General features: G+C 63.1%; 14 protein-coding genes. 4 read left to right on the top strand and 10 right to left on the bottom strand.

The features are described from left to right. Window positions 1–4: 4 nt before the first annotated feature. Genes paaG through paaA form a run of 6 tightly spaced genes read right to left on the bottom strand, consistent with a single transcriptional unit; the run spans window position 5 to window position 4530 of the window. On the bottom strand, window positions 5–796 hold the full coding sequence (gene paaG, locus EKO19_RS23960) for a 2-(1,2-epoxy-1,2-dihydrophenyl)acetyl-CoA isomerase PaaG (RefSeq protein WP_129779294.1): 792 nt from the start codon (window positions 794–796) through the stop codon (window positions 5–7). Between the two features lies 1 nt (window position 797). Continuing rightward, complete coding sequence (paaE, locus tag EKO19_RS23955) at window positions 798–1886, bottom strand: 1,2-phenylacetyl-CoA epoxidase subunit PaaE (protein WP_129779292.1); 1089 nt, start codon at window positions 1884–1886, stop codon at window positions 798–800. Window positions 1887–1908: 22 nt separating this feature from the next. Then, window positions 1909–2433 (bottom strand): 1,2-phenylacetyl-CoA epoxidase subunit PaaD, encoded by a 525-nt coding sequence (paaD, locus tag EKO19_RS23950; RefSeq protein WP_129779290.1) that lies wholly within the window; start codon window positions 2431–2433, stop codon window positions 1909–1911. 2 nt (window positions 2434–2435) lie between these two features. After that, window positions 2436–3218, bottom strand: coding sequence for a 1,2-phenylacetyl-CoA epoxidase subunit PaaC (gene paaC / locus EKO19_RS23945; protein WP_129779288.1), 783 nt, complete (start codon window positions 3216–3218; stop codon window positions 2436–2438). After that, the gene (gene paaB, locus EKO19_RS23940) at window positions 3215–3508 is read right to left on the bottom strand and encodes a 1,2-phenylacetyl-CoA epoxidase subunit PaaB (protein WP_129779286.1); all 294 of its coding nucleotides are present in this window, start codon (window positions 3506–3508) and stop codon (window positions 3215–3217) included. Before paaB ends, paaC begins: the two co-directional genes overlap by 4 nt. Window positions 3509–3534: 26 nt before the next feature. After that, complete coding sequence (gene paaA / locus EKO19_RS23935) at window positions 3535–4530, bottom strand: 1,2-phenylacetyl-CoA epoxidase subunit PaaA (protein WP_129779284.1); 996 nt, start codon at window positions 4528–4530, stop codon at window positions 3535–3537. Window positions 4531–4634: 104 nt separating this feature from the next. Between paaA and paaX the strand changes: the two genes are divergently transcribed. Beyond that, entirely contained in the window at window positions 4635–5606 is a 972-nt protein-coding gene (gene paaX / locus EKO19_RS23930) for a phenylacetic acid degradation operon negative regulatory protein PaaX (protein ID WP_129779282.1), read from the top strand. On the opposite strand, the gene EKO19_RS23925 is transcribed toward paaX, so the two are convergent. Both EKO19_RS23925 and EKO19_RS23920 read right to left on the bottom strand, forming a co-directional pair. Further along, on the bottom strand, window positions 5603–6862 hold the full coding sequence (locus EKO19_RS23925) for a dihydrolipoamide acetyltransferase family protein (RefSeq protein WP_129779280.1): 1260 nt from the start codon (window positions 6860–6862) through the stop codon (window positions 5603–5605). The genes paaX and EKO19_RS23925 overlap by 4 nt on opposite strands. Before the next feature lie 14 nt (window positions 6863–6876). Further along, window positions 6877–8994 (bottom strand): transketolase C-terminal domain-containing protein, encoded by a 2118-nt coding sequence (locus tag EKO19_RS23920; RefSeq protein WP_129779278.1) that lies wholly within the window; start codon window positions 8992–8994, stop codon window positions 6877–6879. 161 nt (window positions 8995–9155) lie between these two features. Here EKO19_RS23920 and EKO19_RS23915 point away from each other — a divergent pair, with 161 nt between their 5' ends. The 3 genes from EKO19_RS23915 (at window position 9156) to EKO19_RS23905 (ending at window position 11273) form a co-directional block, all read left to right on the top strand. After that, window positions 9156–9629: an Lrp/AsnC family transcriptional regulator gene (locus tag EKO19_RS23915; RefSeq protein ID WP_129779276.1), complete on the top strand. Its 474-nt coding sequence runs from the start codon at window positions 9156–9158 to the stop codon at window positions 9627–9629. 7 nt (window positions 9630–9636) lie between these two features. Next, window positions 9637–10437, top strand: coding sequence for a DUF72 domain-containing protein (locus EKO19_RS23910; RefSeq protein ID WP_129779274.1), 801 nt, complete (start codon window positions 9637–9639; stop codon window positions 10435–10437). A gap of 74 nt (window positions 10438–10511) precedes the next feature. Further along, window positions 10512–11273, top strand: coding sequence for a DUF899 domain-containing protein (locus tag EKO19_RS23905; RefSeq protein ID WP_129779272.1), 762 nt, complete (start codon window positions 10512–10514; stop codon window positions 11271–11273). On the opposite strand, the gene EKO19_RS23900 is transcribed toward EKO19_RS23905, so the two are convergent. Together EKO19_RS23900 and EKO19_RS23895 are read right to left on the bottom strand one after the other, a co-directional pair. After that, on the bottom strand, window positions 11274–12251 hold the full coding sequence (locus EKO19_RS23900; protein WP_129779270.1) for an FHA domain-containing protein: 978 nt from the start codon (window positions 12249–12251) through the stop codon (window positions 11274–11276). Beyond that, on the bottom strand, window positions 12241–13071 hold the full coding sequence (locus EKO19_RS23895) for a PP2C family protein-serine/threonine phosphatase (RefSeq protein WP_129779269.1): 831 nt from the start codon (window positions 13069–13071) through the stop codon (window positions 12241–12243). Before EKO19_RS23895 ends, EKO19_RS23900 begins: the two co-directional genes overlap by 11 nt. Between the last annotated feature and the right edge of the window lie 8 nt (window positions 13072–13079).

Raw genomic sequence — 13079 nt, 5'->3', positions numbered from 1 at the left:
TTGATTACCGGCCGGTGAACTTCGGTGTGCGTTTGTCAGTGAAGGCGGCGACGCCTTCGGCGTAGTCCTGCGACCGGCCCAGCTCGCGCTGGAAGTCGCGCTCCTGATCGAGCTGTTGCTCGAGCGAGTGACTCCACGATTCGTAGATCGCTTGCTTGGTGCGTGCGAGCCCGCGCGTCGGCGCGGCGGCCAACTGCGTGGCCAGCTGATCGACCGTTGTCTTGAAGTCCGCGTCCTCGACACAGCGCCAGATCAAACCCCACTGGGCCGCTTGCTCGGCCGGCAACTTGTCGCCCAACAACGCGAGCCCCATGGCCCGTGCATTGCCGAGGAGTCGGGGCAAGAACCAAGTGCCGCCCGAATCCGGCACCAGGCCGAGCTTGCTGAACGCCTGCACGAAGCTCGCAGACTTCGCGGCGATGACCAGATCGCACGCCAGCGCGATGTTTGCTCCGGCACCGGCGGCAACGCCGTTGACCGCGCCGATCACCGGCATGGGCAGATTGCGAAGCGCGAGCACCAGGGGCTTGTAGTAGTTCTCGATGGAATCACCGAGATCGACCCCCTGCCCGCCCGGCGCGACGGCTCGATCGCCCAAATCCTGCCCGGCGCAGAAGCCACGGCCCGCACCGGTGAACACCAGCACGCGCGCGCCACTGTCATTCGTGAGCTGCGCAAGCGCGTCGCGCACCTCGCCATGCATCTGCACGTTGAAACTGTTGAGACGATCCGGCCGGTTCAAAGTGAGCCGCGCCACGCCGTCCGTCACCTCGAACAAAATCGTTTGATAGCTCATATCAGCGCTCGTCGTAAGTGATTTCGAGATCGCCACTGGTGGGCTTGGCCTGACAGCACAGCACGAAGCCGGCTTCGACTTCCCAAGGCTCCAGGGCGTAGTTCACTTCCATCTCGGCCGTGCCCTTGGTGACCTTGCAGCGGCAGGTCGAGCACACGCCGGCACGACACGAGTACGGCAGCTCCATGCCGACGCGCTCGGCGGCGTCGAGCACGGTGGCATCGTCGTCCAGCATCGCGAACGTGCGCTGACGACCGTCCATCGTGATTGTGATCTGCGCTATTTCTTCCGCCTTCGCGCGCGTCGGCTTCGCCGTCACTGGTGCCGCGGATTGAGCTCCCACCGGCATGTCGCTGGCGAAGCGCTCGGTATGAATACGAGTGGGCTCGACGCCCAGACCGGTGAGCGTGTCGCGCACGCTTTCTATCATGTCGCCCGGGCCGCACAGGAAGAACGCGTCGGTCTCGAGCGGATCGAACACTTCCTTGCTGAGCAAGGTGACTTTCTCGCGATCGAGCCGGCCGTTGAACAGTTCCACATCCTGCGGCTCGCGGCTCAACAGGAAATACAACGAAAGTCGCGTCGGATAACGATCCTTCAGCGCCAGCAACTCCTCGGCGAACATGATGGTCGAGGTGGTGCGATTGCTATAGAACAGCATGAATCGGCTGTTCGGCTCGCGAGTCAACAGGTTCTTCACGATGCCCAGGATGGGCGTGATGCCACTGCCGCCGGCGAACGCGCAATACGTCCGCTGCGTGGTCGGCTGCGGCTCGGCGAAGAAGCGACCGGTCGGTGTCAGCACCTCGATGCTGTCACCCGAGCGCAACTGATTGGCGAGGTACTGCGACATGCTGCCGTTATCGTGGACCCGCACGCCGATGCGCAAGTGACTATCGTCGGCCGCGCTGCAGATCGAATAGGTGCGCCGGACTTCCTGCCCGCCGATCTGCGCACGCACGCCCACGTGCTGCCCAGGGATAAAGCGAAAGGTCTCGCGCAACGAGTCGGGCACTTCGAATGAAATGCACAGCGCGTCGCTCCCCTCGGGACGCACGTCGGCCACTTTGAGCGGATGAAAGGTCAGCATGATCTTATTGAATACAGTTTTATTAGATGCACTTGAAGTATTCGAAAGGCTCGAGACAGCTCTCGCACCGATACAGCGCCTTGCAGGGCGTCGAGGCGAACTCGCTCACCTTGCGGGTCTGCATGGATGAGCAGCGTGGGCACGCCACCTTGGGTTCGCGAAACAGATGTTTCGGATTGCTCACCGACTGTGCCGGCGGTGCGATGCCGTATTCCTTGAGCTTGGCGCGACCGCTCTCGGTCACCCAGTCGCTGCTCCAGGGCGGCGACAGCACCGACTCGACCTTGGGATCTTCATATCCTTCCGCTTCCAGTCGGGTTTGAATGGAGCGGGCGATCACCTCAGTCGCTGGACAACCGGTGTAAGTCGGCGACACCCCCACGGTCACGCGGCGATCATCCGCCACGCGAACATGGCGAACGATGCCGAGCTCGACCACGCTGAGCACCGGAATTTCCGGGTCCGGCACGTCCGCCAGAATGCGCCAGATCTCGCGCTCCGCGGGAGCGAGGAATCTGTCGGCACTAGTGGCGGGTGCCTGGTTCATGGCTACCACTGCACGCCGGGATAAGTCCGCTGCATGATCTGCATCTCGGCCAGCAAATGGCTCAGATGCTCGGTGTGCTGGTGGCGCTTGCCGAACCAGCGATAGGAAACATCGGCCGGCTTCTTCAGGGTCGCTTCCGTCAGCACCTGTTCCACATTGGCAGTCCACGCGGCACGAAGCGATGCGGGATCCGGACCCAGACCGGCAGCCGCGGCTTGCTCATCGACCGCCCCGGGCGCGAACAACTCGCCCGTGAATTTCCACAACGCATTCAGGCCGTCCTGCACGCGCTGGTGACTTTCTTCGGTGCCATCGCCCAGCCGCACCATCCAGCCCGAGCTGAAACGATAGTGATAGCGGGTTTCCTTGAGCGCCTTGGCCGCAAGCTCGGCGAAGCGCGGATCGGAGGAGCCTTGCAGGCACTCGAACAACTCCAGCTGCCAGGCATCGATCAGGAACTGACGCACGATGGTATGGCCGAAGTCCACGTTGGGCTGCTCGACCAGCGCGAGATTGATGAAGTCCGACGGGTCGCGCAGGAACGCGAGATCGTCTTCACTGCGCCCCTTGCCTTCGATCTCACCGGCATACGACAGCAGATGACGCGCCTGCCCCAGCAGATCGAGCGCGGTGTTGGCCAGCGCCAGATCTTCCTCGAGCGCGGGCGCATGACCGACCCACTCACCCAGTCGCTGCGCGAGGATCAGGCTGGTGTCGCCCAAGTAGAGGGCGTAGCGAAACCGCAGCTGCGCCGAAGCGGCCACGATGGCGGGCGAGGCGCTCATAGATTCTTCACCTCATCCGGAATCGAATAGAACGTCGGATGGCGATAGATCTTGTCCTTCGCCGGCTCGAACAGCGCCTCGGCGTCGCCCGGATCGGACGCGACGATATCGGACGAGCGCACCACCCAGATGCTCACGCCCTCCTGGCGGCGCGTGTACAGATCACGCGCATGCTCGACCGCCTGACGCGCATCGACGGCGTGGATGCTGCCGACGTGCTTGTGTTCCAGACCCGAACGCGCACGAATGAAGACTTCGTACAGCGGCCACTGTTTGCGTTGCTCACTCATGTTTCCCAATTCCTGATTAAGAGGCCTCAAGCCGCCTGCGTTTCGCGAGCGCGCTGTTTCTCTGCGTACGCGAGCGCGGCCTCACGCACCCAGCGCCCCTCATCATGGGCGCGACGACGGGTTTCGAGCCGCTCGCGATTGCATGGACCGTTGCCCTTGAGCACTTCTTCGAATTCCTTCCAGTCGATGGGACCATGCACGTAGTGCTGAGTCGCCTCGTCCCAGCGCATGTCCGGATCCGGCACCGTCAGGCCCAGGAATTCGGCTTGCGGCACGGTGATGTCGATGAACTTCTGGCGCAGCTCGTCGTTGCTGAAACGTTTGATCTTCCAGCGCATGGACTGCGCGGTGTGCTTGGACGTGGCATCGTTCGGGCCGAACATCATGATCGACGGCCACCACCAGCGATTGAGCGCGTCCTGCGCCATGCGGTGCTGCTCGGGCGTGCCGCGAGCCAGCGTCATCATGATTTCGAAGCCCTGGCGTTGATGGAAACTTTCTTCCTTGCAGATGCGCACCATGGCGCGCGCATACGGGCCGTACGAACAACGGCAGATCGGAATCTGATTCATGATGGCCGCGCCATCGACCAGCCAGCCGATCGCGCCCACGTCGGCCCAGGTCGGGGTCGGATAGTTGAAGATGCTCGAATACTTCGCGGTGCCGGCGAGCAACTGCTCCAGCAGCTCATCGCGTGAAATGCCGAGCGTTTCAGCGGCGCTGTACAGATACATGCCGTGACCGCCCTCGTCCTGCACCTTCGCGATCAGCACGGCCTTACGACGCAGCGACGGCGCGCGCGTGATCCAGTTGCCTTCGGGAAGCATGCCGACGATCTCGGAATGAGCATGCTGTGAGATCTGACGAATCAGCGTCTGACGATAGGCGTCAGGCATCCAGTCCTTGGGCTCGATGCGATCGTCGGCATCCACCTTGCTCTGAAAACGCTGCTCGAGCGTCACGGCATCCGTCGCCTGGTGCAGGCAATCGGCGCCCAGGGAATCCAAACCTTGCGTGTACATAAAGCCCCCACAGTCCAGCCCGGACAATGTGACACAGTTTTTGAGATAGATCAATTATTTCTGTGTCAGATTAAGCAACGCCGCCTGCGCTACCATGCGCATCCATGTCAGCAAAATCGAACTCGGCTTTCGTCACTCGCACCAACGCCCTCGTCGCCCGTTTCCGGCGGCAACGCCCGCTTCGCGGCGGCTCGTTGCTGGTCACGATCCTGGGCGATGCCATCGCGCCTCGCGGCGGCACCATCGCGTTGGCCAGCCTGATCAAGCTGGCCATGCCCTTCGGCTTGACCGAGCGGCTGGTGCGCACCTCGATCGGTCGACTGGCGAATGAGGAATGGGTGAGCTTCGAGCGCAGCGGCCGCGCCAGCTTCTACAGCCTCACCACCAACGGCCGTGCCCGCTTCGCCGAAGCGACTCAACGAATCTATGGCGCGCCTCCGCAGGATTGGGACGGCCTGTGGACCCTGGCGATCGTGCCGCCGACGCTGAAGACCCGACGCGACGATCTGCGCGATGAACTGTCCTGGCTGGGCTTTGGTCAGATCACGCCCGGGGTCTTTGCTCACCCCACCGACCAGGCCTCGGCGATCAATGCGCGTCTGGAGGAGTTGCAAGCGGCCGGGCAGCTGATCGTGATGAAAGGCTCCATCCTGTCGCAGGCGGCGAGCGCCAACCTGGTCGCGATGGGTTGGGACCTGGACGATCTGGGCCGTCGCTACAAACGTTTCATCGACATGTTCTCGCCGGTCGCGACGTCGCTGGACGAGGCGCCGATGGCAGGCGACGTGGCCTTCCTCCTTCGCACCCTGCTCCTGCACGAATACCGCAAGATTCATTTGCGTGATCCTTTGCTGCCCGCGGCGCTGCTGCCGGAGGACTGGGCTGGCACAGATGCGCAGAAGCTCTGCCGCGATCTGTACGCGAAAGTGTTTCCGGCGTCGGAACAATATCTGTCCGCGACAGTGCAAACGCAGGCCGGCGCCCTGCCGGCACCGGCCGCGGAGATCTTCCAACGCTTCGGCGGATTGCCCGCGGTCGACGCCACCATCGGCGGCGGCGACACGCAGCTGGCCTAGTCTTTCCAGTTCTCCAGACGCTCCACCAGCACCTGCAGGAACCGGTTCGCACGATGGCCGTCCATCACGCGATGATCCAGCGTCAGCGTGATGAAACAACGCGGCTGGATCACGATGCGATCTTCGCCATTCTCGGTGACGACGACTGCCCGCTTCTCCAGCTTGCCGACGCCCAGAATCGCCGACTGCGGCTGATTGATGATGATGGGCGTCGCGACCAGGCTGCCACTCACGCCGTGATTCGAGATCGTGAACGTGCCATCGCGGACATCGCCCGGCGTGAGCTTGTCGTTACGGGCACGATCGACCAGCTCACCCAGCTCGCGAGCGATGCTGAGCAGGTCCAGCCCCTGCACGTTGCGAACCACCGGCACCACCAGCCCCTTGCCTTCGAGCGCCGTGCCGACACCGATGTTGATGGTGTCCGGAACGATCAGCGCATCGTCGGTCCAGCGACTGTTCGCCTCGGGCACTTCGCGAATCGCATCCACGCACGCCGCGAGGAAATACGCCGTAAAAGTCAGCGCAACGCCCTGCTTTTGAAACTCATCCTTGTGAGCCGCGCGATGCGCGATCACCGCGGACATGTTGGCCTCGAACACCGTCGTGACGTGCGGCGCCGTCTGCAACAGGCTCTCGACCATGCGCTCGGCAATGCGCTTGCGCATCGTCGAATGCGGAATCCGGCGACCGGCAACGGCAGCTTCCGCTTCCGTCGGCAACGACGCTTTCTGCTTCGGGGCCGCTCCGCTGTTTGTTCGCCGGTCAGCGACGTATGCGAGCACATCGTCAACAGTGACTCGTCCGCCCGCCCCTGTGCCACGAATCGGCGCAGATTCGAGCCCATGCTCGGCGATCAATCGACGCACGGCCGGGCTGCTACGACCGGTCGACAATGCTTCGGCGTGAGCAGCCAGCGCCGCCATCCGAATCTCCGCACCCGGTGCGGCCGGCCGAGTCGAAGCAGCGGCCTCACTTGCCGCTGCTGGCGCTGGCGCTTCTTCAGCAGCCGCTTGGGCTGACGCAATCCAACCCAGCAATTCGCCCGGCTCGATCTCTTCCTGTTCGTGCTTAACAATTTCGCGCAGCACGCCGCCGGCGGGTGCCGGAATTTCGATGGTGACCTTGTCGGTCTCCACTTCGATGAGCGGTTCGTTCTCCACGACCGTCTCGCCGATGTTCTTCAACCAGCGCTGAACCTGCGAACGCGTGCCTTCGGACTGCTCGCTCGGTGCGCGCACTTCGATTGTTGTCATTGTGAGTCTCTCGATCAGATGCTGGCGAGCTGACGGATGGTGTCAGTGATGCGGGCGACACTCGGGACCACCGAGTCGAGCAACAGCGGGCTGTGCGGGCTCGGCACGTCCGGCATGGTGACGCGTTCGATGGGCGCGTCGAGATCGAAGAACGCATCTTTCGCCAGCGTGGCGGCGATCTCGGCACCGAAGCCGGCGGTGAGATTGTCCTCGTGAACGATCAGGCAACGACGCGTCTTGCGCACCGACGCCAGCACGGCCTCGCGATCCCACGGCATCAGCGTGCGCAGGTCGAGCAGTTCAACATCGACGCTCGATTCCTCCGCCGCCTGCTCGCAACGCTCGACCATGGCGCCCCAGCTGATAACCGTGAGCTCGGAGCCCGCACGCAACTGCTTGGCTTTGCCGAAAGGCACGATGAAATCATCGCCCGGATACGGACGACGCGCCCAGGCACCATCGAGCATCGCGCGGTGCTCGAAGAAGATCGTCGGATCGTTGGCACGCAGCGCGCTTCTCAACAGGCCCACGGCGTCTTCGGCATTCGAAGGCATCGCAACCCGCCAGCCGATCGCGTGCACGAACTGCACTTCGTTGCTCTGACTGTGCCACGGATCGCCGCACTTGAAGAAGCCGCCCGGCATGCGCACCACCATCGGTGCGGCGAAACGATTCGCCGTGCGCCAACGCATGGTGCCGCAGTCATTCAACTGCTCGACGGCCGGATCGGCGTACTTACGGAACTGAATCTCCGGCACCGGCATCAGGCCCGACAGCGCCATGCCCACCGCGCGACCGATGATGCCCTCTTCCGACAAGCTCGTATCGAACACGCGCGATGCGCCGAACTTCTCCTGCAATCCCAGCGTCGCGGCATGCACGCCACCCTTGCGACCAACGTCTTCGCCAAACACGACGACGCGCGGATTGACGCTCAACTCATGCTCCAACGTGCGACGAATCGCCGTGACCATGTTGATGCGCGGTCCTTCCGAGCGCGGCGTCTCGTTGCCTTCGGGGTGCTTCACACCCGCATTCAACAAGCCGCCCTGCTGCTGCAGATCGACACTGCCATCCGCCTTGTTTTCGGAGAAGACGTGGCTCGTCGAACGCGTGACATCGGGCACCGCGCTCGCCTCGACGGCGGCCAGCGCGGCCTGCACATCGTCATGAGCCCGCTGTTCGAGCGCCTTCCACGCATCTTCGGAAATCACGCTCGGCACGAGCTGCGCACGCAACTTGACCAGCGGATCGCGAGCTCGCTCGGCGCTGATTTCCTCGGGCGATTTGTAGGTCTGCGTGTCCTGACCCGAATGGCCCGACAGGCGCGGCACCAGCATTCGCATCAGCACCGGTCCTTCGCCGGCGCGCACGGCGGTCACCGCTTCGGCGAGCAGGTTCGCGGCTTCGACCGGCCTGGCGCTGTCGCCTTCGATGATGCGCAGATTCTTGAAGCCCGAGAGATTGGCGGCGATGTTGCCACCGGGCGTCTGAAAGTCGGACTTCACCGAGATGCCGTAACCGTTGTCTTCGATGAAGAACAGGATGGGCAGACGCTGCGTGGTCGCAATCGTCAACGCGGCCCAGAAACCATTGGTCGCGACCGAGGCGTCGCCACCATGAGCCACGGCGATGCTGCCATTGGCCTCGGCTTCCTTCAGAACCTGCGCTCGATACTGCAGCGACTGCGCCCAACCGATCGCCGGCGTGTACTGCGCGCCCACGCCACCACAGGCTGGCAACACGCAGACTCCATCGCGCTTCGGCAAATTGAACACCACACCGATATCGCGACCATCGCTCACGCTGCCCGAACGCATCATGGTCGATGCCAACGCGTCCTTGAGCGACAGACCGACCGAGAGCAGCAACGGCCGCGAGCGGTAATACACACCCATGCCATCGCGGGCACCGGTCATCAATTGCCCGAGTAACACCTGCGTCACGTCGTGGCCACGCGCCGTAAACTGATAGAGGATCTTGCGCGCCGGCAGCAACTGCGTCTCTTCCAGCTCATCGAGGGCACGCGACAACAGAATTGTATGCACTACCCGCTGCCAGTCAGGCTGCGGATGCTGCCGGGTCCCACTGCCAACGCCGGTGCCGAATAGCGAATGTCGTTCTGCGCTCATGTACTGGAGTCTTGCATCAAGCGGCAGTTCTGGCCGCGGGCGCCAGCCTACGCCTGAGCCCTGAGCGGAAATCAACAAAGTCACCCAGGATTTACCCCCCGGATTGGTGATAGTCTCCACGCCAACCCGCCGAATTAGGCGATTCCACTCCGAGCTGTAAAATGGACCTGGACCGCTACGACGCCGCCATCCTCACCGAGCTGCAAAGCGACGGCCGTTTATCCATCGTCGACCTGGCCGAAGAGGTCGGACTTTCGAGTACGCCCTGCGCCCGCCGGGTGAAGCTCATGGAACAAGACGGCATCATCCAGGGATACACGGCCGTCATCGATCCGAGCCGGCTCGGCTTGAAGGTGCAGGCGTTCGTGCAGGTCCGTCTGACGCGTCACACCGATGAGAACATCGAACAGTTCCGCCGCGCCGTCGACAGCATGGAAGAAGTGGTGAGCTGTCACGCCATGACCGGCGCCTACGACCTGCTGCTGCAAGTGGTCGTCCCGGATCTGGAGCAGCTCAGCAACGTCGTGCTGAAGAAGCTCATGGCCATTCGCGCGGTCCGCGACGTGCATTCGAGCATCGTGCTCAATACCATCAAGCGTTCGTCGCGCCTCCCGGTCCGTCATCTGGTGCGTTGAGGTTTTCATGAGCAACAAGAGGGGAAGCATCCGCGCCGGCATCGGCGGCTGGACCTACGAGCCCTGGGAAGAGACCTTCTACCCTGCCGACCTGCCCAAGAAATCCCAGCTCCACTACGCGAGCCGGCAGGTCACGGCCATCGAGATCAACGGCACGTTCTACCGGCTGCAGAAGCCGGAGGTGTTCGCCAAGTGGCGCGACGATGCACCCGATGACTTCGTGTTCTCCATCAAGGCGCCACGCTATCTCACGTATCGCAAGGTGCTGTCGGAGGCTGTGCCGTCGATGCCTCGTTTTCTCGCGAGCGGCCTGTCGTCGCTCGGGCCGAAGCTCGGGCCCATCCTGTGGCAATGCCCGCCCAGCCTGCACTTCAACGCCGAGGACATCGAGAGATTTCTCGCAGCCCTGCCCCACACACTCGACGATCTGCCGCTGCGGCACGTGCTCGAGGTACGGCACAAGACCTTCATGGATCCAGCCTATGTGGAACTGGCCCGGAAGTACTCGGTCGCGACGGTGTACGCCCACACCGACGAGTTTCCGAACTTCGCCGACGTGACCGCTGATTTCGTTTACGCGCGACTTCGCAAGACGGAAGAGACGGAGCCGACTGGCTACTCCAAACCCGATCTACAGGCGTGGAGTGAGCGCGCGAAGTTGTGGGCGGAAGGTGGCACTCCGTCGGATCTGCCGTATGTAACGACCGCAAAGCCGCCGAAGAAACCCCGCGACGTCTTTATCTTCTTCATCAGCGGCGCCAAACAGCACAATCCGGCCGCCGCCAAGCATTTATTGACACTGCTCTAGCCCGCCGTATTTGTTACTCCCGCGTTGTGCTCCGTAAGGGCGACACTTCCCCCGAATCGCCCTCGGAGGTTTCGATGAGCACGACCCAATTACCCCCCAATACGCCCTCAATCGTGTCGGCCCAGGAGTGGGAAGCGGCCCGCGAGCGGATGCTCGCCAAGGAAAAGGCCCACACTCGCGCCCGCGACGCTCTCATGGCGGAGCGCCGGCAGATGCCTTGGGTCGCGGTTGAAAACAAATACTTCTTCGATGGGCCCAAGGGCCGCGTGAGCCTGCTCGATTTATTCGAAGGCCGTCGGCAGCTGATTGTCTATCGCGCATTCTTCGAGCCCGGCGTACACGGCTGGCCGCAACACGCGTGCATCGGTTGCTCCATGGTCGCGGACCAGGTCTCACACCTCTCCCACCTCCACGCCCGCGACACGACGCTCGCGTATGCGTCTCGAGCACCGCAAGCTGACATCAAGCGGCTGAAGTCACAAATGGGGTGGCAGCACATTCCCTGGTACACCATCACCGACCGCTTCGATGCCGACTTCGGCGTGGCGGAGTGGCACGGCCACAATGCGTTCATTCGCGACGGCGATCGGATCTTCCGCACGTACTTCATCAACAGCCGCGGCGATGAGTCGATCGGTACGGTGTGGAGCTTCTTGGATATGACGGCGCTGGGGCGGCAGGAGGAATGGGAGAAATCGCCGCAGGGTTATCCGCAGAGCCGGCCTTACAAGTGGTGGAACTGGCACGACAGCTACGTCGCGGAGGCGCCGCCGGATCCGAAGTGGGTTGAGGTGTCGGATGCCGGAGAGGCGGCGATGCGCAGCCGCGATACCTGACTACTTCGCCAGCAAGAATTTATAGACAACGAACAGCACGGCGATGGTCGCAAGGAACGCGACCGTCGCGACCACGAGGTTCCGGCCTTTGGTCTCCTCGCCTACGCTCGCATCGGCGATGCGCTGAGTGGCGGTGATGGGGGCGCTGCTGGCATCGGTGCGGAACACGCATTCGACCGGGCCGAAGCGCACGCGATCGCCGGAGGCGAGATAACTCACATTGGCCCGCTTGCCATTGACGAACGTGCCGTTCGCCGACATCTGATCGAGCACTTTCCAGCGCTCGCCTTCATTGACGATCTTGGCGTGCAGCGCCGACACGCCGCTATCCATGAACTGCACTTCGCGATCCGTCTGACTGCCGATGGTCCACTCGGCATTGCCCGAGTCGCCGACCGCCAGGCGAATGTTCAATCCGGTGCGGCTCCCGGACACCACTTGCAGATGCGGTCCATCGACCGAGCTGGGCGCCGCCGCGACCGGCGCGGTGCTGCTGGCCATTTGTTTCATCTGGGCGGGATCGATGAACTTGGTCTTGTGGATGCCGGCATCGCCCATCGCATCCGGATCCGCCCACGCGCCCGGCCGTTTGAACACACCGCTGCTCTCAGCCACGACCGCCGCCGACTCCGGCGCCCGATACACCGTCTTGCTCTCATCGAGCGCCACCGGTGCAGCTCCCTGCGACGGAATACGGAAGTCGAACTCTTCGACGTCGAAACGCAGCCGGTCGCCCGAGGCGATTTTCACCCGACCCGAGATTCGATTGCCGTTGATGAACGTGCCGTTGGAGGAGCCCAGGTCCTCCAGCCAATAGCCATCCTCGGCTTGCACCAGTCTGGCGTGCCGCCGGGACGTATGACCTTCGGTGAGCAGCACGTCGCACTCGGCCTGCCGGCCCAGTACGGTTTCCTGCTTCACCTGGATCTCGCGGCTGTTGCCGACCTTGATCAGGACTGCGTTGGATTCAGCGACCATAGAACCACCACCACAAGACCGCCACAAGCGTGGCGGCGGCCATACCGCCAATAATAGGTAACATCGGCCTGAGTTTCTGCGACATCCCGCTCGAAACCTCGACCGCGTCCGGCCCGTCGTACTCGACGACCACCGCGCTCACATTGTCCCGCCCGCCTTTGGCGAGCGCCGCATCGATCAGCGCCTCCGTGGCCTCCTCCAGCTCCGTATGGGTACGCAACACTTCGGCGATCTCACGATCCTCCAGCTCGTCATTGAGCCCGTCACTGCACAGAAGCAGCCAGTCCCGCCGTTTCAGAGGCAGTTTCGCGGTCGACGGCTCCGGCGTACCGATGCCCAGCGTCCGGGTGACCAGGTTGCGGTTGGGATGACCGCGCAGTTGCTCTTCGGAAAGATTCTCCTGGACTCGCAGGACTTCCAGATAGGAGTGATCGCGCGTCAGCGCACTCAACGAACCGGCACGCCACAGATACGCGCGGCTGTCGCCGACCCAGGCAATCTCCGCCTCGCGCTCAACGATGCGCGTCGCCACGACGGTCGAACCCATGTTGTCGTAAGCAGTATTCGTCTTTGCGGTTGCCAGCACCGTTTCATGCGCCTTCTTCAGGGCATCCACCAGCGGCAGCGTCAACGCCTCGCCCAGCAATGTTTCTTTCACGACGCGGCTGGCCACGTCGCCGCTGGCATGCCCGCCCATGCCGTCGGCGACGAACCAGAAGTGGCTGGCCTCGTCCCAACCGATCACGTCTTCATTCGGACCGCCGCGACGGCCCGGGTGAGTCCGTCCGGAGAATCGTTTGCTGGCGGCTGGGAAGCGCACGGTGGGGC

Source organism: Peristeroidobacter soli (genome assembly GCF_004138485.1).
GTDB classification, from domain to species: domain Bacteria; phylum Pseudomonadota; class Gammaproteobacteria; order Steroidobacterales; family Steroidobacteraceae; genus Steroidobacter; species Steroidobacter soli.
This window is presented reverse-complemented; position numbering and strand designations above follow the sequence as displayed.

Bases quoted from the DNA above. Each gene is read 5' to 3' on its own strand.
- paaG (WP_129779294.1), bottom strand. From the start codon at position 796: ATGAGCTATCAAACGATTTTGTTCGAGGTGACGGACGGCGTGGCGCGG.
- paaE (WP_129779292.1), bottom strand. From the start codon at position 1,886: ATGCTGACCTTTCATCCGCTCAAAGTGGCCGACGTGCGTCCCGAGGGG.
- paaD (WP_129779290.1), bottom strand. From the start codon at position 2,433: ATGAACCAGGCACCCGCCACTAGTGCCGACAGATTCCTCGCTCCCGCG.
- paaC (WP_129779288.1), bottom strand. From the start codon at position 3,218: ATGAGCGCCTCGCCCGCCATCGTGGCCGCTTCGGCGCAGCTGCGGTTT.
- paaB (WP_129779286.1), bottom strand. From the start codon at position 3,508: ATGAGTGAGCAACGCAAACAGTGGCCGCTGTACGAAGTCTTCATTCGT.
- paaA (WP_129779284.1), bottom strand. From the start codon at position 4,530: ATGTACACGCAAGGTTTGGATTCCCTGGGCGCCGATTGCCTGCACCAG.
- paaX (WP_129779282.1), top strand. From the start codon at position 4,635: ATGTCAGCAAAATCGAACTCGGCTTTCGTCACTCGCACCAACGCCCTC.
- EKO19_RS23925 (WP_129779280.1), bottom strand. From the start codon at position 6,862: ATGACAACAATCGAAGTGCGCGCACCGAGCGAGCAGTCCGAAGGCACG.
- EKO19_RS23920 (WP_129779278.1), bottom strand. From the start codon at position 8,994: ATGAGCGCAGAACGACATTCGCTATTCGGCACCGGCGTTGGCAGTGGG.
- EKO19_RS23915 (WP_129779276.1), top strand. From the start codon at position 9,156: ATGGACCTGGACCGCTACGACGCCGCCATCCTCACCGAGCTGCAAAGC.
- EKO19_RS23910 (WP_129779274.1), top strand. From the start codon at position 9,637: ATGAGCAACAAGAGGGGAAGCATCCGCGCCGGCATCGGCGGCTGGACC.
- EKO19_RS23905 (WP_129779272.1), top strand. From the start codon at position 10,512: ATGAGCACGACCCAATTACCCCCCAATACGCCCTCAATCGTGTCGGCC.
- EKO19_RS23900 (WP_129779270.1), bottom strand. From the start codon at position 12,251: ATGGTCGCTGAATCCAACGCAGTCCTGATCAAGGTCGGCAACAGCCGC.